This window comes from Streptomyces sp. NPDC034111 (assembly GCF_055575375.1).
Map to the genome: position 1 here is coordinate 124820 of NZ_JBVIST010000001.1, position 19981 is coordinate 144800.

Sequence of the window (19981 nt, forward strand, 5' to 3'; positions counted from 1 at the left end):
ACCCATGACAGACGCACTCAAGCGCCTCTCCGACGAAGGCGTCGCGATCTGGCTGGACGACCTGTCGCGCAAGCGCATCACGTCCGGCAACCTCGCCGAGCTGATCGACCAGCAGCACGTCGTCGGCGTCACGACGAACCCGTCGATCTTCCAGAAGGCGATCTCCTCGGGCGACGGCTACCAGCAGCAGGTCGCCGACCTCGCCGCCCGTAAGGTCACCGTCGACGAGGCCATCCGCATGATCACGACGGCGGACGTCCGGGACGCCGCCGATGTGCTGCGGCCGGTCTTCGACGCCACCGGCGGCCAGGACGGCCGGGTCTCCATCGAGGTCGACCCGCGCCTGGCGCACCACACCACGGCGACCATCGCCGAGGCCAAGCAGCTGGCGTGGCTGGTGGACCGCCCGAACACGCTGATCAAGATCCCGGCCACCAAGGCGGGTCTGCCGGCCATCACCGAGGTCATCGGCCTGGGCATCAGCGTCAACGTCACGCTGATCTTCTCGCTGGAGCGCTACCGCGAGGTCATGGACGCCTACCTCGCGGGCCTGGAGAAGGCCAAGGCCGCCGGCCTGGACCTGTCCCTGATCCGTTCGGTGGCGTCGTTCTTCGTGTCCCGTGTGGACAGCGAGATCGACAAGCGCCTGGACAAGCAGGGCTCGCAGGAGGCCAAGGCCCTCAAGGGCAAGGCCGCGCTGGCCAACGCCCGTCTGGCGTACCAGGCGTACGAGGAGGTCTTCTCCTCGGAGCGCTGGGCCGCGCTGGACAAGGCCGGTGCCAACCGGCAGCGTCCGCTGTGGGCCTCGACCGGCGTCAAGGACCCGGACTACAAGGACACCCTGTACGTGGACGAGCTGGTCGCGCCCGGCACGGTCAACACCATGCCGGAGGCCACCCTGGAGGCCACCGCCGCGCGTGGTGAGATCACCGGCGACACGGTGCGCGGCACGTACGAGGCGGCCAAGGCCGACCTCGACGCGCTCGCACGGCTGGGGATCTCGTACGACGAGGTCGTGCAGCTCCTGGAGGACGAGGGCGTGGAGAAGTTCGAGGCGTCCTGGAACGACCTGCTCAAGTCCACTGAGGCGGAGCTCAAGCGCCTCGCTCCTTCGGAGGGCTGAACCCTTGACCCCTGTTCATGGAGCGAACCCGCTTCGTGACGCCGCGGACCGACGGCTCCCGCGTATCGCGGGGCCGTCGGGCCTGGTCATTTTCGGCGTCACGGGCGATTTGTCCCGTAAAAAGTTGATGCCTGCCGTCTATGACCTGGCCAACCGCGGACTGCTCCCGCCGGGTTTCTCGCTCATCGGTTTCGCCCGCCGCGAATGGGAGCACGAGGACTTCGCGCAGGAGGTGTACGAGGCGGTCAAGCAGCACGCCCGTACGCCGTTCCGCGAGGAGGTCTGGCAGCAGCTGGTCCAGGGCTGCCGCTTCGTCCAGGGCAACTTCGACGACGACCAGGCCTTCGAGACGCTCAAGGACACCATCAACGAGCTCGACAAGGCACAGGGCACCGGCGGCAACTTCGCCTTCTACCTGTCCGTGCCGCCGAAGTTCTTCCCCAAGGTCGTCCAGCAGCTCAAGAAGCACGGGCTGGCCGACCAGAAGGAGGACTCCTGGCGCCGCGCGGTCATCGAGAAGCCCTTCGGGCACAACCTGGAGAGCGCCCAGGAGCTCAACCGGATCGTCCACGAGGTCTTCCCGCCCAACGAGGTCTTCCGGATCGACCACTACCTGGGCAAGGAGACGGTCCAGAACATCCTGGCGCTGCGCTTCGCCAACACGATGTTCGAGCCGATCTGGAACCGGTCCTACGTCGACCACGTACAGATCACGATGGCCGAGGACATCGGCATCGGCGGCCGGGCCGGCTACTACGACGGCATCGGCGCGGCCCGCGACGTCATCCAGAACCACCTCCTCCAACTGCTCGCGCTGACCGCGATGGAGGAGCCCGCCTCCTTCGACGCCGATGCGCTGGTGGCGGAGAAGACCAAGGTGCTGGGCGCCGTCCGGCTGCCCAGGGACCTCGGCAAGGAGACCGTGCGCGGGCAGTACGCGGCGGGCTGGCAGGGCGGCGAGAAGGCCGTCGGCTACCTCCAGGAAGAGGGCATCGACCCCTCGTCGAAGACCGACACCTACGCCGCGATCAAGCTGTCGATCGACAACCGCCGCTGGGCGGGCGTCCCCTTCTACCTGCGCACCGGCAAGCGGCTGGGCCGCCGGGTCACCGAGATCGCGGTGGTCTTCCAGCGCGCCCCGCACTCCCCCTTCGACCACACCGCCACCGAGGAGCTGGGGCAGAACGCCCTGGTCATCCGGGTGCAGCCGGACGAGGGCGTGACCGTGCGGTTCGGTTCGAAGGTGCCCGGTACCTCCATGGAGGTACGGGACGTCTCGATGGACTTCGCGTACGGCGAGTCCTTCACGGAGTCCAGCCCCGAGGCGTACGAGCGCCTGATCCTGGACGTCCTGCTGGGTGACGCCAACCTCTTCCCGCGGCTGGAGGAGGTCGAGCAGTCCTGGCGGATCCTCGACCCGATCGAGGAGTACTGGGACAAGCACGGCAAGCCCGCGCAGTACCCGGCGGGCACCTGGGGCCCGGCCGAGGCGGACCAAATGCTCGCACGAGACGGACGGAGCTGGCGTCGGCCATGAAGATCGATCTGACGGAAACCACGGCCAGCAAGATCAACAAGGCGCTGGTGGAGGGCCGTCGCGCCGTCGGCACGCCGGCCATCGGCATGGTGCTCACCCTCGTCATCGTCACCGACGAGGAGAACGCCTATGACGCCCTGAAGGCGGCCAACGAGGCGTCCCGTGAGCACCCCTCGCGCACCCTCGTCGTCATCAAGCGGGTCAGCCGGTCGCCGCGCGACCGCGCCAAGGCCCGGCTGGACGCCGAGGTGCGGGTCGGCACGGAGGCCGGCACCGGCGAGACGGTCGTCCTGCGGCTCTACGGCGAGGCGATCGACCACGCCCAGTCCGTGGTCCTGCCGCTGCTGCTGCCGGACGCCCCGGTCGTGGTCTGGTGGGCGGTCAACGCCCCGCTGAACCCCGCCAAGGACCCGCTCGGTGCGCTGGCCCAGCGCCGGGTCACCGACGCCTACGCCTCCGAGCAGCCCGTCCAGGAGCTGTCGGCGCGCGCAGAAACGTACACTCCGGGCGATACGGACCTGTCCTGGACCCGTATCACCCCCTGGCGTTCGATGCTGGCGGCCGCGCTCGACCAGTCCCCGTGCACGGTCCTCTCGGCCGAGGTCGAGGGCGAGGAGTTCAACCCCAGCTGCGAACTGCTCGCCATGTGGCTGGCCAGCAGGCTCCAGGTGCCGGTCACCCGCAAGGTGTCGGCCGGTCCGGGTCTGACCGCCGTACGGATGGAGTCCAGCGCCGGCTCGATCGTGCTGGACCGCCCGGACGGCTCGCTGGCCACGCTCTCCATGCGCAACCAGCCGGACCGTGCGGTGGCCCTCAAGCGGCGGGACACCGCGGAGCTCCTGGCCGAGGAGCTGCGCCGGCTCGACCCCGACGACATCTACGCCGAGGCGCTGAAGTACGGCGTGGACCGGCTCGGTGAGGGCGAAGGGCAGTCGGCGGAGCAGTCTTCCGAGGAGCCCGCGGCGGACCCCGAGTCCGGCCGGAACACCTCCGCGGCGAAGAAGGCGCCCGCCAAGGCCGCCAAGAAGGCGGCCGCCAAGTGAGTGCTCCGCAGGTCGTCGTCCATCGCGACAAGGAGCTGATGGCCAAGGCCGCGGCGGCGCGGCTGATCACCAAGATCGTGGACGCCCAGGCCACCCGCGGCTCCGCCTCCGTGGTCCTGACCGGCGGGCGCAACGGCAACGGGCTGCTCGCGGCCCTCGCCGAGGCGCCCGCCCGGGACGCGGTGGACTGGACCCGGCTGGACCTGTGGTGGGGGGACGAGCGGTTCCTGCCGGAGGGGGACCCGGAGCGCAACGACACCCAGGCGCGCGAGGCGCTGCTGGACAGCGTGCCGCTGAACCCGGCGCGGGTGCACCCGATGGAGCCGGCCGGCGGCCGCTTCGGCCATGACGCGGACGCGGCGGCCGAGGCGTACGCCCTCGAACTCGCCGCCGCGGCCGGGCCCGAGGACCATGCGGCGGTGCCGTCCTTCGACGTCCTGCTGCTGGGCGTCGGCCCGGACACCCATGTCGCCTCGCTCTTCCCCGAACTGCCCGCCGTCTACGAGCAGGAGCGGATGGTGGTCGGGGTGCACGGCGCGCCGAAGCCGCCGCCCACCCGGATCTCGCTCACCCTGCCCGCGATCCGCGCGGCACGGGAGGTCTGGCTGCTGGCGGCGGGGGCGGACAAGGCCAACGCCGCGGCCATCGGGCTCTCCGGCGCCGGCGAGGTCCAGGCGCCGGCTGCCGGCGCCCGGGGCCGCAGCCGGACCCTGTGGCTGCTGGACCAGGCCGCGGCGGCCCAGCTGCCGCGCGGGCTCTACCCGCCCGCCTCGCCCTGAGACCGGCCGGCACCGGACCCACAACGCGCGCGGTCCCGCTCCCCCACGGGGAACGGGACCGCGCGCTTTTCCGGCTCAACGCCCGCGCAGCTCGCGGTACTTGGCGACCAGTCCGGCCGTCGAGGCGTCCAGCCCCGGTACGTCGGCGCCTTCCGTCAGGGCCGGCTCGACCCGCTTCGCCAGGACCTTGCCCAGCTCCACGCCCCACTGGTCGAAGGAGTCGATGTTCCACACCGCGCCCTGGACGAACACCTTGTGCTCGTAGAGCGCGATCAACTGGCCCAGCACGGACGGGCTGAGCTCCTTCGCCAGGATCGTGGTGGTGGGGCGGTTGCCCTCGAAGGTCTTGTGCGGGACCAACTCCTCGGGCACGCCCTCGGCACGCACCTCGTCCGGCGTCTTGCCGAAGGCCAGCGCCTGACCCTGGGCGAAGAGATTGGCCATCAGCAGGTCGTGCTGGGCCACCAGACCCGGCTGAAGATCGGCGACCGGCTCGGCGAAACCGAGGAGGTCGGCCGGGATCAGCTTGGTGCCCTGGTGCAGCAGCTGGTAGTAGGCGTGCTGGCCGTTCGTGCCGGGCGTGCCCCACACAACGGGACCGGTCTGCCAGCCGATCCGCTTGCCCTCGCGGTCCACGGACTTGCCGTTGGACTCCATGTCCAGCTGCTGGAGGTAGGCGGTGAACTTGGCGAGGTAGTGGCTGTAGGGCAGCACCGCATGCGACTGGGCGCCGAAGAAGTTGCCGTACCAGATGCCGAGCAGGCCCAGCAGCAGCGGGGCGTTCTCCTCCGGCGGGGCGGAGCAGAAGTGCTCATCGACGAGGTGGAAGCCGGCCAGCATCTCGCGGAACCGTTCCTTGCCGATCGCGATCATCAGCGACAGCCCGATGGCGGAGTCGTACGAATAGCGGCCGCCGACCCAGTCCCAGAACTCGAACATGTTGTCCGTGTTGATGCCGAACTCCGCCACCTTCTCGGCGTTCGTCGACAGCGCCACGAAGTGCTGGGCGACAGCTTCGCTGCCGGCCCGCAGACCGGTCAGCAGCCAGTCGCGCGCCGAAACGGCGTTGGTGATCGTCTCGATGGTGGTGAAGGTCTTCGAGGCGACGATGAACAGCGTCTCGGCCGGGTCCAGATCGCGCACCGCCTCGTGCAGATCGGCGCCGTCCACGTTGGAGACGAAGCGGAACTGCATGTCCCGGTGGGTGTAGGCACGCAGCGCCTCGTACGCCATCGCCGGGCCCAGGTCCGAGCCGCCGATGCCGATGTTGACGACGGTCTTGATGCGCTTGCCGGTGTGGCCCTTCCAGTCGCCGGAGCGGACCCGGTCGGAGAAGGTCCCCATCTTCGTCAGAACGGCCTGCACCGCGGGGACGACGTTCTCGCCGTCGCTCTTGATCACCGCCGAGCCGGGCGCGCGCAGCGCGGTGTGCAGCACCGAGCGCCGCTCGGTGACATTGATCTTCTCACCGCGGAACATCGCGTCCCGCAGCGCGGCCACGCCGGTCGCCGAGGCCAGCTCGCCCAGCAGCCGCAGCGTCTCGTCGGTGACCAGGTGCTTGGAGTAGTCCAGGTGCAGATCACCGACCTGGAGGGTGTAGCGCTCGGCGCGCGCCGGGTCCCGCTCGAACAGCTCGCGCAGCTGCACCTCCCCCAGTTGCTCCCGGTGCTTGCTCAGCGCGGTCCACTCAGGCATCTGGTCGAGCCTGCTGCGGCCTTCTGCGTTCATCTCGGACATCAGCCTTCTTCATCTCGTACCGGCCCCGCCAACTCACAACCTAATTGATCAGGGCCCGGTAGGAGGTATCTGTCCACCGGCGGACGGGGCGCTGTCGGGGGCCTGAAGAACAGGTATCAGCGCGACGGCGCCGGGCCGGCATGCCGGCCTCCCGTCAACGCCCGGGCGGCCAGGGCCGCTCCGCGGAAACACGCCGGCCCGGCCGGAGGGCAGCGCCTCCGGCCGGGCCGGCCGGTGTGTCAAGGGTCCGTCAGATCTCACCGCGGAGCTTGGCAAGCGCCTCCGCGAGGATCGCCTCACCGTCGGCGTCGCTACGGCGCTCCCGGACGTAGGCGAGGTGCGTCTTGTAGGGCTCGGTGCGCGGCGGGTCCGGCGGGCTGTCCCGGTCCTTGCCGGCCGGGAAACCACAGCGCGGGCAGTCCCAGGTGTCCGGAACCTGCGCATCGCCGGCGAAGCTGGGCTGCGTCTCGTGCCCGTTGGAGCACCAGAAGGAGATGCGGATGCGCGGCGCGGACTCGCCGCGCTCGGCCTCCCCCATCGGCCCCGCCCCGACCCGACTTCCTCGGATCGCGTTGCCACTTGCCACGGTCGTAACTCCCTGCGTAATGGTGCTGCAAAGCCTTCACAGCAACTGCGCTGCGGAACGCCACAGTGTACGTAAGGCCCAACGCGCGTCCAGTGAGCGGAGTTACCCGTCCAAGGACACCGCCCTCATGATAGGCCGCGCCTCCGACGGTATGTCAGCTGCCGAGCTTCATCAGGATGCCGAGGACGACAATGCACGCGAACCACAACAGACCGATCACGATGGTGATGCGGTCCAGGTTGCGCTCGGCGACCGAGGAGCCACCGACCGAGGACTGCATACCGCCGCCGAACATGTCGGAGAGGCCGCCGCCCTTCCCCTTGTGCATGAGCACCAGCATCATCAGCAGCAGGCTGAAGACGATGAGGGCGATCGAGAACCCGATGACCACGGCTGGACCAACTCTCTAGGACTGACGGACGGACGTAAGGATCAAGACATCTGAGCTAATGGTGCGGGGCCGGGGACGGCGCTGCTGCACCGGTCCCGGCCCCGACAGGGTACGACGAGGGCTCGCCCTCGTCATAGCTGCTACTGGTCGCGGAAACGGACGATCTTCACAAACTCGTCCGCGTCCAGCGCCGCACCGCCGATCAGCGCACCGTCGACGTCGGGCTGCGCCATGATCGCGGCGACATTGCCGGACTTGACCGAGCCGCCGTACTGGATACGGACCTTGTCGGCCAGCTCCTGGCTGTAGAGCTCGGCGAGGCGGCCGCGGATCGCCCCGCAGACCTCCTGCGCGTCCTCGGGGGTGGCGACCTCGCCGGTGCCGATGGCCCACACCGGCTCGTAGGCGATCACGATGGTCTCGGCCTGCTCGGCCGGGACGTCCTTCAGACCGCCGTCGACCTGGGCGAGGGTGTGCGCGACCTGGTTGCCCGCCTTGCGGACGTCCAGGCCCTCACCGACGCACAGGATCGGGGTGATGCCGTGCTTGAACGCGGCCTTGACCTTGGCGTTGCAGATCTCTTCGTTCTCGCCGTGGTACTGGCGGCGCTCACTGTGGCCGACGGCCACGTACGCGCACTTGAGCTTGGCGAGCATCGCACCGGAGATCTCACCGGTGTAGGCACCGGAGTCGTGCGCCGAGAGGTCCTGGGCGCCGTACTTGATCTTGAGCTTGTCGCCGTCGACCAGCGTCTGCACCGAGCGCAGATCGGTGAAGGGCGGGAGCACCGCGACCTCGACGGCGTCGAAGTCCTTGTCGGTGAGGGCGAAGGCGAGCTTCTGGACGTGGGCGATGGCCTCGAGGTGGTTGAGGTTCATCTTCCAGTTGCCCGCCATCAGCGGGGTGCGGCCGTTGTTGAGAGCGGTCACGGTGTTTCAGTCCTCCAGAGCGGCGAGGCCGGGGAGCGTCTTGCCTTCGAGGTATTCGAGGCTGGCGCCGCCACCGGTCGAGATATGGCCGAATGCATTCTCGTCGAAGCCCAGCAGCCGGACCGCGGCGGCACTGTCACCGCCGCCGACGACGGTGAAGGCGTCGGAGTCCAGCAGCCCCTGCGCGACAGCCTTGGTGCCGTCGGCGTAGTCGGGGTGCTCGAAGACGCCCATCGGGCCGTTCCAGAAGACGGTGGCCGCGTCGGCGAGCTTCGCGGCGTAGAGCTCGCGGGTCTTCGGGCCGATGTCCAGGCCCTCCTTGTCGGCCGGGATGGCGTCCGCGGCGACGATGTCGGGGTGGGCCGGGGCCTTGGTCTTCAGGTCCGGGAATTCGCCCGAGACCAGTACGTCGACGGGGAGGACGAACTCCACGCCGCGCTTCTCCGCCCGTGCCAGGTACTCCAGGCACGCCGGGACCTGGTCCTCCTGTAGCAGCGAGATGCCCACCTCGTGGCCCTTGGCCTTGAGGAAGGTGTACGCCATACCGCCGCCGACCAGGATGCGGTCGGCCTTCTCGATCAGCTGGTCGATCACGGCGAGCTTGTCGGAGACCTTGGCGCCGCCGAGCGCGACCACGTACGGGCGCTTGACGTCCTCGGTGAGCTTCTTCAGCACGCCGACCTCGGTGGCGATCAGGTCGCCGGCGGCGTGCGGAAGGCGCTGGGGCAGGTCGAAGACGGACGCGTGCTTACGGTGCACGGCGCCGAAGCCGTCGCCCACGTACAGGTCCGCGAGAGCGGCGAGCCGGTCGGCGAACGCACCGCGCTCGGCGTCGTCCTTGCTGGTCTCGCCCGCGTTGAAGCGGAGGTTCTCCAGCACGGCGACCTGGCCGTCGGCCAGGCCCGCGGCCACGGACGCGGCGGAGTCGCCGACCGTGTCGGTCGCGAACGCCACGTCCTGACCGAGGATTTCGCCCAGCCGACGGGCCGCGGGGGCCAGCGAGAAGGCCGGGTCCGGCGCGCCCTTGGGCCGGCCCAGGTGGGAGGCGACGATCACCTTGGCGCCGCGCTCGACGAGCTTGGCGATCGTCGGGGCGACGGCGCGGATCCGGCCGTCGTCGGTGATGGTGGTGCCGTCCAGCGGCACGTTCAGGTCGGCGCGGACAAAGACCCGCTTGCCGGCTACCTGGAGGTCTTCGATCGTCTTCATGAGGAGTGACTCCATCACATGGGTCGTTCGGTCACGGAACGGGGCCCGTACGACGCTTCCTCGCGCCGTACGAGCCCCGTCCTCACATCTCGGTGCCTCGGGTGGTCAGCCGGCGATCAGAGCTGACCGCCGACGAAGGTGGTCAGGTCCACCAGGCGGTTGGAGTAGCCCCACTCGTTGTCGTACCAGCCGACGACCTTGACCTGCTTGCCCTGCGCCATGGTCAGCGAGGAGTCGAAGGTGCAGGAGGCCGGGAAGTTCACGATGTCCGAGGAGACGATCGGGTCCTCGGTGTACTCCAGGATGCCCTTGAGCTGGCCCTCGGCGGCCTTCTGGAAGGCGGAGTTGATCTCGTCCTTGCTGACCTCGCGGTCCAGCTCCAGAACCAGGTCGGTGACCGAACCGGTGGGCACGGGCACGCGCATGGCAATGCCGTCCAGCTTGCCCTTGAGCTGCGGGAGGACCAGAGCGGTGGCCTTGGCGGCACCGGTCGAGGTCGGGATGATGTTCTCCGCGGCGGCACGGGCGCGGCGCAGGTCCTTGTGCGGGAAGTCCAGGATGCGCTGGTCGTTGGTGTACGCGTGGACCGTCGTCATCAGGCCCTTGACGATGCCGAAGTTCTCGTCGAGCACCTTCGCCATCGGCGCCACACAGTTGGTGGTGCAGGAGGCGTTGGAGATGACGTGGTGCTTGGCCGCGTCGTACTTGTCGTTGTTGACGCCCATCACGATCGTGATGTCCTCGTCCTTGGCGGGCGCGGAGATCAGGACCTTCTTGGCGCCGGCCTGGATGTGCTTCTCGGCGTCGGCCTTCTTGGTGAAGATGCCGGTCGACTCGACGACGATGTCGGCGCCCAGCTCCGCCCAGGGGAGGTTGGCCGGGTCGCGCTCGGCCATCGTCTTGAAGGTCTGGTTGCCGACCGTGATGGTGTCGTCGGTGTGGCTGACGTCCTGCTTGAGGCGACCCAGAATGGTGTCGTACTTCAGCAGGTGGACCAGGGTGGCGTTGTCGGTCAGGTCGTTGACACCGACGATCTCGATGTCCGCACCCTGCTCCAGGAGCGCGCGGAAGTAGTTGCGACCAATGCGGCCGAATCCGTTGATGCCTACGCGGATCGTCACGAACCGATCTCCTCGTTGGTACGCCGGCACAGACACCGGCGAGCTGTATGGGATTTCCCCGACCGCCTCCGACCCTACCCCCAATGCGAGACGCACGTGACATTGACAGGGGGCACCTTCCCGCGCTTACCGAGCACCCCCGGCCAACCCCCTCAATCGGCCCTCCAGAGGGCTCTTCAGAGCATCGGACAGCTCTTCGGAGCACCTTTTCCGCGAGCCTTTCGGTGAACTCCACGGAGAGCTTTTCCGAGACCTTTCGGCCATCCTTTCGGCGGGCTCTTCAGAGCGCCGGAGAGCTCTTCGGAGCATCCCTTTGGCGGGCCTTTCGGCGGGCTTTTCGGGAATCCCTTCGACGGGTCTTGCGAGGGGCTCTCCGGAGGGCCTTCGGCAGGTCTTGCGGTGGGCACCGCGGAGGGCCTTCGACGGGTCTTGCGGCGGGCTCTGTGGAGGTCCTTCGGCAGGTCTTGCGGCGGCTCTTCAGAGATCCTTCGACGGGGCCTGCGGCTGGCTCTGTGGAGGCCCTTCGGCAGGTCTTGTGCCTGGCTCCGCGGAGGGCCTTTCTGAGGGGTCTCGGGCAGCCATGCCCTTCGGCGGGCTCTACGGAGGTCCTTCGACGGGTCTGCGGCTGGCTCTGCGCAGGTCCCTCGCCGGCTCTTGCGCAGCCTTGCGGAGGCCTTTCCGAGGGCCCTCGGGCAATCTTCCGGGGGCTCTACGGAGGCCCGAGGGCCCGGGCAGTCCTTCGGCGAGCTCTGCGGAGATCCGAGCGCCCGGGCAGCCCTTCGGCGGGCTCTGCGGCGCGGGGCCCTCAGCAACCCATAGGCGTACGCCCCTTCGACCAGCCAGGCCCCTCGCAGGCTCGTCGGCGCCTCCCCCGCCCCCTCCCCCTCTCCCCCTTCGGGGGAGGGGGCGGGGGGTGGGTTCGGGGGTGGGGGGAACAGCAGGGCGCGCGAGCATCAGCGGTGCGCCGGGGGTGTGCGCGTACGGCTAAGGGCTGCGGCGGTCCGCCGAGCGTGGGCGCGTACGGCTAGTGCTGCGGAGGTCCGCCGAGCGTGGGCACGTACGACGAGGAGCTGCGGCGGTGTGCCAGGCATGTGCGCGTACGGCGAGGAGTTGCGGCCGAGGCCGCGGCAGGCGGGCCACGGAGGCCGGTGGTGCGGACGCGGCCATGGCAGGACAGGACGGCCCGGGACGGGACGGTCCGGCACGGGGCAGGAAAGGACGGCCCGGGACGGGACGGTCCGGCACGGGGCAGGACGGCCCGGCACGGGACGGGACAGGACGGTCCGGAGGGGTGCCGGCGGCGCTGCGGCGGAGGGTGTGGGCCGGTGGGGCCCCGCAGGTGTGCGGGGCCCTGCGGCGGTCGTCAGCCGACCATGCCCTCGGCAAGCTCCTCGGTGAGGTTCGACTCCGTGCCCGGGATGCCGAGGTCCTGGGCGCGCTTGTCGGCCATCGCCAGCAGGCGGCGGATCCGGCCGGCGACCGCGTCCTTGGTCAGCGGCGGGTCGGCGAGCGCGCCCAGCTCCTCCAGGGAGGCCTGCTTGTGCTCCATACGCAGCCGGCCTGCGGCGGCCAGGTGCTCGGGGACCTCCTCGCCGAGGATCTCCAGCGCCCGCTGGACCCGGGCGCCCGCGGCGACCGCGGCGCGCGCCGAGCGGCGGAGGTTGGCGTCGTCGAAGTTCGCCAGGCGGTTGGCGGTGGCGCGGACCTCACGCCGCATCCGCCGCTCCTCCCAGGCGAGCACCGACTCATGGGCGCCGAGCCGCGTCAGCAGCGCGCCGATCGCGTCACCGTCCCGGACGACGACCCGGTCCACACCGCGCACCTCGCGGGCCTTGGCTCCGATGCCGAGCCGGCGGGCGGCACCGACCAGCGCGAGCGCCGCCTCGGGGCCGGGGCAGGTGACCTCCAGGGACGAGGAGCGGCCGGGCTCGGTGAGCGAGCCATGGGCCAGGAACGCGCCGCGCCAGGCCGCCTCGGCGTCGCAGGTCGCGCCGGAGACCACCTGCGGGGGCAGGCCTCGGATGGGGCGGCCGCGGCCGTCGACCAGACCGGTCTGGCGGGCCAGCTGATCACCGCCGGCCACCACCCGTACGACATAGCGGCTGCCGCGCCGCAGGCCGCCGGGGGCCATCACCACCAGGTCGGAGCTGTGCCCGAAGATCTCCAGGATGTCCTTGCGCAGCCGGCGGGCGGCGATGCCCGTGTCCAGCTCCGCCTCGATCACAATGCGTCCGCTGACCAGGTGCAGACCTCCCGCGAACCGCAGGATCGACGAGACCTCCGACTTCCGGCAGCAGGTCCGGGTGACGGGGAGCCGGGAGATCTCATCCTTCACCGCAGCCGTCATCGCCATGGGCCGATCCTTCCATGCATCCGAAAAATACGGTCGTACGCGGCTGCCAGCAGCTCCGGGTCGTGCCGGTCGGGGGCTCCCCCGGCACTCGACCGGGTGTCGTCTCCTTGTGCCGCGACCGCCGCCAGCTCGACCTCGCTGCCGACGAGCTGCTTGGCGGCAACCGTCAGACCTTCGATGTCGGGCACGGCGGCCCGATCGGCCAGCACCACGTCGAAGGCGAGTTTAGGGGCGTGTCGGGCCAAAACCTCCAAATGACGCTGCGGGGAGAAGCCATCGGTTTCGCCCGGTTGCGGCGCGAGGTTCAGCGAGAGCACCTTTCGGGCCTTGGTCTCCTCCAGCGCCTCACGCAGCTCCGGCACCAGCAGATGCGGGATCACGGAGGAGAACCAGGAGCCGGGGCCGAGCACCACCCAGTCGGCGTCACGCACCGCGGCGACCGCCTCGGGGACGGCCGGCGGTTCCTCGGGGACGACATGGACGGCCTGCACCTCGCCGCGGGTGAGCGCGACGGTGGCCTGGCCGCGGACCGTGGACACCTCGTCCGGGCGGTCCGGGTGATGGCCCCTGACCTGTGCCTGGAGCTCCAGCGGCACCGCCGACATGGGCAGCACCCGGCCATGGGCCCCGAGCAGCTTGCCGACCAGGTCGAGCGCCTGGACATGGTCGCCGAGCTGCTCCCACAGGGCGACGATCAGCAGATTGCCGACCGCGTGGTCGTGCAGCTCGCCCTCGCTCTGGAAGCGGTGCTGGATCACCCGGGACCAGGTCTGGCCCCAGTCGTCGTCGCCGCACAGCGCGGCCAGCGCCTTGCGCAGATCGCCCGGCGGCAGCACGCCCAGCTCGTCACGGAGCCGGCCGCTGGAGCCGCCGTCGTCGGCGACCGTGACGACCGCGGTGAGATCACCCGTGATACGGCGCAGCGCGGCCAGGGACGCGGACAGGCCCATCCCGCCGCCGAGCGCCACCACCTTGGGCGTTGCGCCCTTCGTCGTACGGACGCTGGGGACGAATCTGCGGACCCGGCGGAGCCGTGGCGTACGGCCGCTCACTCGCGCCCCATGTCCCGGTGGACGACGACGGTTTCCACCCCTTCGGAGACCAGGCGGCGCGCCAGCTTCTCGGACATCGCCACGCTGCGGTGCTTACCGCCCGTGCAGCCCACGGCGATGGTCACATAGCGCTTGCCCTCGCGGCGGTAGCCCTCGGCGACCAGCCGCAGCAGCTCGGCGTAGCCGTCCAGGAACTCCTTGGAGCCGGGCTGGCTGAAGACGTAGTTGGAGACTTCGTCGTTCAGGCCGGTGAAGGGGCGCAGCTCGGGGACCCAGTGCGGATTGGGGATGAAGCGGCAGTCGATGACCATGTCGGCGTCGACCGGCAGGCCGTACTTGAAGCCGAAGGACATGACCGTGGCGCGCAGCTCGGGGACCTCTTCGCCGGCGAACTGGGCGTCCATCTTGGCCCGCAGCTCATGGACGTTGAGGCTGGAGGTGTCGATGACCAGGTCGGCGTCGCCGCGCAGCTCGCGCAGCAGATCGCGCTCGGCGGCGATGCCGTCGACGATCCGGCCGTCGCCCTGGAGCGGGTGCGGACGGCGGACCGACTCGAAGCGGCGCACCAGGGCCTCGTCGGAGGACTCCAGGAAGACGATGCGGCGCTTGACGTTCTGCGCGTCGAGGGTCGCCAGCGACTCCTTGAGGTTGGCGAAGAAGCGGCGGCCGCGGACGTCGACGACGACCGCGATCCGGGCGACGTTGCCCTGGGAGCGGGCGCCCAGCTCGACCATCGGCGGGATCAGCTCGGGCGGGATGTTGTCGACGACGAACCAGCCCAGGTCCTCCAGGCACTTCGCCGCCGTGCTGCGGCCGGCGCCGGACATCCCGGAGATGATCACCAGCTCGGGGATCGCGGTGCTCTCCCCCGGTTCGGACTCGCGCATCGTGCCCGTACTCACTTGTGCACCGTTTCTCTCGGTTTCCTGCGGTTCGTGCTCTGTGTTCATCGTTCCTGCCCCCGTTCTGCCGACAACGCGGCCGGTCGGGCCCCGTCATCCTCCATGATCTCTCCTGTGGCGGTGTTCACCGCAGGAGCGGACGGCGCCGCCCCGGCCAGCGCCGCGACCACCGTCTCGGCGGTCTTGCGGCCGACGCCCGGGACCTCGCAGATCTCGGCGACCGTCGCGGCCCGCAGCCGTTTCAACGAGCCGAAGTGCTTGAGGAGTGCCTGCCGGCGGGTGTCGCCCAGGCCCGCCACGGCGTCGAGCGGCGAGGACTTCAGCCGCTTGGTGCGCTTGCTGCGCTGGTAGCCGATGGCGAAGCGGTGCGCCTCGTCGCGAACGCGCTGGAGGAGGTAGAGGCCTTCGCTGCTGCGCGGCAGGACGACCGGGTCGTCGTCCTCGGGGAGCCAGACCTCTTCGAGGCGCTTGGCCAGGCCGCAGACGGCGACATCGTCGATGCCGAGCTCGTCCAGCGCCCGGCGGGCGGCCGCGACCTGCGGGGCGCCGCCGTCGACGACCACGAGCTGCGGAGGGTAGGCGAACCGCTTGGGGCGGCCGTCGTCGTCCACGGGGCGGCCTGCGGTGGCATCCGGCGCGGTGTCGTCGACGGGGCCGCCGGCGAGGGCGTCCGGGGTGCCGTTGTCCTCCACGGCGGTGTCACCGTCCGGCTCCTGCGTCCACTCCCCCGACTTCTGCTTCTCCTGGAGATAGCGCTTGAAGCGGCGGCCGATGACCTCGTGCATGGACCGGACATCGTCCTGCCCCGCGAAGCTCTTGATCTGGAAGCGCCGGTATTCGCTCTTCCGGGCGAGACCGTCCTCGAACACGACCATCGAGGCGACCACGTCGTCGCCCTGGAGGTGGGAGATGTCGAAGCACTCGATGCGCAGCGGCACCGAATCCAGCCCGAGCGCCCCGGCGATCTCCTCCAGGGCGCGGGAGCGGGTGGTCAGGTCGGAGGCGCGCTTGGTCTTGTGCAGCGCCAGCGCCTGCTGGGCGTTGCGGCCGACCGTGGCCATCAGGTCCTTCTTGTCGCCGCGCTGCGGGATGCGCAGCGAGACCTGGGAGCCGCGGCGCCCGGAGAGCCACTGCGCGACCGGTTCGACGGGCTCGGGGAGCGCCGGGACCAGGACCTCCTTGGGGACGGCGTCGCCCTGTTCGTCGCCGTAGAGCTGCTGGAGGGCGTGTTCGACCAGATCGCCGGTGGTGACGGCCTCGACCTTGTCGGTCACCCAGCCGCGCTGGCCGCGCACCCGGCCGCCGCGGACGTGGAAGATCTGGACGGCGGCCTCCAGCTCGTCCTCGGCGACCGCGATCAGATCGGCGTCGGTGGCGTCCGCGAGGACCACGGCGCTCTTCTCCATGGCCCGCCTGAGCGCGCCTATGTCGTCGCGCAGCCGGGCGGCGCGCTCGTACTCCATCTCCTCGGCCGCCTCCTGCATGCGGCGCTCCAGGCGGCGGAGGTAGGCGCCGGTGCGGCCGGCCATGAAGTCGCAGAATTCCTCGGCCAGTTCGCGGTGTTCCTCGGCGGAGATCCGGCCGACGCAGGGGGCCGAGCACTTGCCGATGTAGCCCAGCAGACAGGGGCGGCCGATCTGGGCGGAGCGCTTGAAGACGCCCGCGGAGCACGTCCGCACGGGGAAGACACGGAGCATCAGGTCGACGGTCTCGCGGATGGCCCAGGCGTGGGCGTACGGACCGAAGTAGCGCACGCCCTTCTTCTTGGCGCCGCGCATGACCTGGACGCGCGGGAAATCCTCGTTGAGGGTCACCGCCAGATACGGATAGCTCTTGTCGTCGCGGTACTTGACGTTGAAGCGGGGGTCGAACTCCTTGATCCAGCTGTACTCCAGCTGGAGCGCCTCGACCTCGGTGGAGACGACGGTCCACTCCACGGAGGCGGCGGTGGTCACCATCGTGCGCGTACGCGGATGGAGGCCGGCCAGGTCCTGGAAGTAGTTGGCCAGGCGCTGGCGCAGGCTCTTGGCCTTGCCTACGTAGATGACCCGGCCGTACTCGTCGCGGAACTTATAGACCCCCGGCGAGTCGGGGATCTGTCCCGGCTTGGGTCGGTAGCTGCTGGGGTCTGCCATGAACACCACCCTACTGACCGCCACTGACAATCATGGTTTCCGGAACGCTTCGGCGGCCGGGAGGGGCGGTGCGGGGCGGGGGAGGCTCGCGGGGTGGTGGGGGCGGGGCGGGAGGTGGCCGGTCCGGCGGGGGGGTGCGGCTGTCCGGCGGGGGGTGCGGCTGTCTGGTGCGGCCACGATCATGGCCGCCTCCCCCCACCCCCGAACCCACCCCCGCCCCCTCCCCCGAAGGGGGAGGAGGGGGAGGGGGCGGGGGGCAGCGTCAGCGGCTGCGGCGCCTGCGCACAGCTGCCGTGCCGGACAGCCCCAGGGCGAGCACCGCGGCCGCCGCGGCCACCGTCGTGGCGGTGGTCACCGGCAGACCCTCGCCCGCGAGCACGGTCGCCTCGGCCGGCTTCCCTGCGGCGGGCTTCCCGGCCTCGGGGGCGGCCTCCGGCCCGTAACCGCCGGCTGCGCCGCGCTTGTCGTACGCGGAGCCCGGAAGCTTGTCCCCGTACGCCTTCGCCACCCGCTTCTGGTAGGCGGCGACGGTGGTGCCGTGTGCCCCTACGGCCTTGCGGGCGTCCGCGTCCAGCGGCTCGATCCGGTCCCCGCGCTGCACGTACCAGGCGTCGATCTGAGGCTCGTGGAAGACCGTGCCGCCCGTGCCACGGGCCGCTCCGGCCGCGGTGTAACGGGTCTCGTCGTCACCGCTGGCGATGTTGACGACCTTCCAGGAGCCGGCCTGCCGCGCGGTCCATACGGAGGCGGTGCGGCCGTCCGCGGCGACCGCCTTGCTGGCGAGGAACTCCAGGCGGGCCACGGGAGCCTTGGCCTTGCCCCGGACGAAGTCCGGCGAGAGCCCGTAGACGGGGACGGTGCCGCCTTCGATGTGCGGTGCCCCCTGTGCGGCGCCGGGGGCGGCCGCCTTGGCGCCGCCACGCTTCGCCTCGGCGGCGAAGAAGCGGGCGACGGTGTTCAGGGTCGCGGGATCGGTGGCCGCCTCGCGGGCCTCGGCGACGCTCGCCCGGGCCGGGGCCTGCGGCACGGGGACGGGTGCGGCGAGTGCGGCCTGCGGGGCGAGGCCGACGAGGGTGACGGCCAGTGCGCCGGTGGCGACGGCGCGGGCTGCGGTGCGCTTCGTCATGGCTTCAGGCCCCTATCCGGTAGAGGGAGTGCGTCCAGGAGAAGGAGTCGCCGTTCACGTAGTTGTTGAAGTCGCCCCAGTTGTAGCGGTTGTTGGAGCCCCAGGGGTCGCCCCAGTAGACCCAGTTGCGGTCGGTGTCGTAGCCGTAGATGACGTGCATATGGCCGCCGCCGGAGGACCACTGGATGCGGGATTCGATGGGGCGGTTGGCGTCGATCTCGGTCTGGACGGTGCCGAGGCCGAGCCATCCGTCCACATAGGAGCCGGAGTTGATGCCCATCCAGTTCAGGGCGGTCTGCACATTCCCGAGGGTGGCCTGGTTGTTGGGGCAGGAGGAGTCCTGCTGGCGGTTGAACGCGGCGTTGCAGAACTGGTTCTGGCTGTAGTTCTTGCCGTACCAGGTCGCGATGGTGTTGCCGGAGGCGGCCCAGCACCAATTGGTCTGCTCCTGGGCCTGCATGGAGATGTTGAGGCGGTTGGCGCTCCACATGGCGGGAGCGGCTTGTGCCGTGTGGGCGGCGTGCGCCCGGGGCGCGGTGGGCGTGGCCGCGCTGGCGGACGCGCCGGGGAGTGTGATCAGTGTGCCGACGGTAAGTGCCACGGCCGCGAGCAGTCTGCGGCGTGAACGGCGTGCGTGGGGTGCACGGAGCATGGCGTTCCTCCCGACTGGGGGGTGAGGGGTAGAGAGGAGCGCATCCGGATGCTTTCGAGGAGCATCAAGTGTTGTCGCAGGCAGGTCAACACGCTTGAATGCGGAATGACATGGGGGTGTGTACGGACGGGTCCGGATGTGAACGGCCGGGGCCCGGCGTACTGCAGTGAACAGGCACGCAGAGCACGCGGCGCACGATCCGGTTGTGAACGTTCACCCGCGCGCCGGAGGAGTAAGGCAATGGCACAGAACGCTTCCCCGTCGGCCGGGCCGGCACCGAAGACTCCTCAGCCGGGCGGGCCTGCGCAGGACGCCGCCCAGGCGGCCGAGCTGGCCCAGTTGCTGCGGACCGGCCCGTTCCACCTCGCGCTGCGCTCCGCCCTGGCCACCCGGGGCCTCGCCCTCACCCGCGTCCAGCACAAGCTCGCACAGCGCGGCATCACCATCGGGGTGACCAGCCTGAGCTACTGGCAGCAGGGCGCCCGGCGCCCACAGCGCCCGGAGTCGCTGCGGGCGGTACGGGCCCTGGAGGAGGTTCTCGACCTGCCCGCACGCTCGCTGCACCGGCTGCTGGTCCCGGAAGGCGGCGTCCGCCCTGAGGCCGAGCGCCCGCCCGCCCGCTCGTACCGCTCGCTGGTGGCGCCCGCCGGCGCGCTTCAGCAGCTGTTCGCCGAGCTGGAGACCCCCGCGGACGGCGGGCTGCACACCGTGGGCCATCACGAGCGGGTGCACATCGGGCCCGGGCGCCGGCTCGTCAAGCGGGAATCGCTCCAGGTGGTGCGCGCGCACCGGGACGGCGTGGACCGTTATATCGCCATCCACCGGGGCGATGCGGGCTGCGATCCGTCCCGGGTGCGGGTGGTGGCCGGGGAGGACTGCCGGCTGGGCCGGGTCCGCGGCCACGCCGAGGCCGGGGTGGTGGTCGCCGAGCTGCTCTTCGACACCCGGCTGCGGGCCGGTGACACCCATGTCTTCGGCTATGCCTTCGAGGACGGCAGCGGCGGCCCCAGCACCGAGTATCTGCGCGGCTTCAGCTTCGCCGGCGGCCAGTACGTCCTCCAGGTGCGCTTCGACGAGGCCGCGCTGCCGGTGCGCTGCCGCCGCTTCGCCCAGGCCTCGGCGGGCGCCCCGCGCACCGCCCAGCAGGAGCTCACACTCGGCGGCCGGCACCACGGGGTGCACCTCGTCGAGCAGGGCGTACGCCCCGGGATCCTGGGGATCGCCTGGGACTGGGGTGACCGCTGACCTGCCGCCGGTCCGGCACGCCGTCCGAGCGGACGGGGCCGAGCGGCGGGGCCAGTGCTCA

Annotated in this window: 17 protein-coding genes; 5 read left to right on the forward strand and 12 right to left on the reverse strand. The window is 70.6% G+C overall.

Going from position 1 to position 19981, the window contains the following annotated elements:
• Positions 1–4 precede the first annotated feature (4 nt).
• Genes tal through pgl form a run of 4 tightly spaced genes read left to right on the forward strand, consistent with a single transcriptional unit; the run spans position 5 to position 4482 of the window.
• Positions 5–1123: a transaldolase gene (gene tal / locus ACZ55A_RS00625; RefSeq protein WP_468830963.1), complete on the forward strand. Its 1119-nt coding sequence runs from the start codon at positions 5–7 to the stop codon at positions 1121–1123.
• A 4-nt stretch (positions 1124–1127) separates the two neighbouring features.
• Positions 1128–2660 (forward strand): glucose-6-phosphate dehydrogenase, encoded by a 1533-nt coding sequence (gene zwf / locus ACZ55A_RS00630; protein ID WP_468830966.1) that lies wholly within the window; start codon positions 1128–1130, stop codon positions 2658–2660.
• The gene (gene opcA / locus ACZ55A_RS00635; protein WP_468830969.1) at positions 2657–3703 is read left to right on the forward strand and encodes a glucose-6-phosphate dehydrogenase assembly protein OpcA; all 1047 of its coding nucleotides are present in this window, start codon (positions 2657–2659) and stop codon (positions 3701–3703) included. The genes zwf and opcA overlap by 4 nt, the downstream gene beginning before the upstream one ends.
• On the forward strand, positions 3700–4482 hold the full coding sequence (gene pgl, locus ACZ55A_RS00640; RefSeq protein WP_468830972.1) for a 6-phosphogluconolactonase: 783 nt from the start codon (positions 3700–3702) through the stop codon (positions 4480–4482). The genes opcA and pgl overlap by 4 nt, the downstream gene beginning before the upstream one ends.
• 75 nt (positions 4483–4557) lie before the next feature.
• On the opposite strand, the gene pgi is transcribed toward pgl, so the two are convergent.
• From pgi to ACZ55A_RS00700, 12 genes are all read right to left on the reverse strand, one after another.
• A complete protein-coding gene (gene pgi, locus ACZ55A_RS00645; RefSeq protein WP_468834481.1) occupies positions 4558–6210 on the reverse strand; it encodes a glucose-6-phosphate isomerase in 1653 nt (550 codons plus the stop codon).
• A gap of 259 nt (positions 6211–6469) precedes the next feature.
• Positions 6470–6805 carry an RNA polymerase-binding protein RbpA gene (locus tag ACZ55A_RS00650; protein ID WP_016578660.1) on the reverse strand — a complete coding sequence of 112 codons (336 nt, stop codon included), beginning with the start codon at positions 6803–6805 and terminating at the stop codon, positions 6470–6472.
• A gap of 154 nt (positions 6806–6959) precedes the next feature.
• A complete protein-coding gene (gene secG, locus ACZ55A_RS00655) occupies positions 6960–7196 on the reverse strand; it encodes a preprotein translocase subunit SecG (protein ID WP_030086299.1) in 237 nt (78 codons plus the stop codon).
• Between the two features lie 140 nt (positions 7197–7336).
• Positions 7337–8092 (reverse strand): triose-phosphate isomerase, encoded by a 756-nt coding sequence (gene tpiA, locus ACZ55A_RS00660; protein WP_468834484.1) that lies wholly within the window; start codon positions 8090–8092, stop codon positions 7337–7339.
• 39 nt (positions 8093–8131) lie between these two features.
• Positions 8132–9334 (reverse strand): phosphoglycerate kinase, encoded by a 1203-nt coding sequence (locus ACZ55A_RS00665; protein ID WP_468830977.1) that lies wholly within the window; start codon positions 9332–9334, stop codon positions 8132–8134.
• A 116-nt stretch (positions 9335–9450) separates the two neighbouring features.
• Entirely contained in the window at positions 9451–10455 is a 1005-nt protein-coding gene (gene gap, locus ACZ55A_RS00670) for a type I glyceraldehyde-3-phosphate dehydrogenase (RefSeq protein WP_468830980.1), read from the reverse strand.
• A gap of 1363 nt (positions 10456–11818) precedes the next feature.
• On the reverse strand, positions 11819–12808 hold the full coding sequence (gene whiA / locus ACZ55A_RS00675) for a DNA-binding protein WhiA (protein WP_018091880.1): 990 nt from the start codon (positions 12806–12808) through the stop codon (positions 11819–11821).
• Positions 12799–13860 carry a gluconeogenesis factor YvcK family protein gene (locus ACZ55A_RS00680; RefSeq protein ID WP_468830984.1) on the reverse strand — a complete coding sequence of 354 codons (1062 nt, stop codon included), beginning with the start codon at positions 13858–13860 and terminating at the stop codon, positions 12799–12801. Before ACZ55A_RS00680 ends, whiA begins: the two co-directional genes overlap by 10 nt.
• On the reverse strand, positions 13857–14747 hold the full coding sequence (gene rapZ / locus ACZ55A_RS00685; RefSeq protein ID WP_468834487.1) for an RNase adapter RapZ: 891 nt from the start codon (positions 14745–14747) through the stop codon (positions 13857–13859). The genes ACZ55A_RS00680 and rapZ overlap by 4 nt, the downstream gene beginning before the upstream one ends.
• 59 nt (positions 14748–14806) lie before the next feature.
• Entirely contained in the window at positions 14807–16897 is a 2091-nt protein-coding gene (gene uvrC / locus ACZ55A_RS00690; protein WP_468830987.1) for an excinuclease ABC subunit UvrC, read from the reverse strand.
• Positions 16898–17159: 262 nt separating this feature from the next.
• The gene (locus ACZ55A_RS00695; RefSeq protein WP_468830990.1) at positions 17160–18023 is read right to left on the reverse strand and encodes a hypothetical protein; all 864 of its coding nucleotides are present in this window, start codon (positions 18021–18023) and stop codon (positions 17160–17162) included.
• A 4-nt stretch (positions 18024–18027) separates the two neighbouring features.
• Positions 18028–18675, reverse strand: coding sequence for a papain-like cysteine protease family protein (locus ACZ55A_RS00700; protein ID WP_468830993.1), 648 nt, complete (start codon positions 18673–18675; stop codon positions 18028–18030).
• A 240-nt stretch (positions 18676–18915) separates the two neighbouring features.
• Here ACZ55A_RS00700 and ACZ55A_RS00705 point away from each other — a divergent pair, with 240 nt between their 5' ends.
• Complete coding sequence (locus tag ACZ55A_RS00705) at positions 18916–19920, forward strand: hypothetical protein (RefSeq protein WP_468830996.1); 1005 nt, start codon at positions 18916–18918, stop codon at positions 19918–19920.
• The last annotated feature ends 61 nt before the right edge of the window (positions 19921–19981 follow it).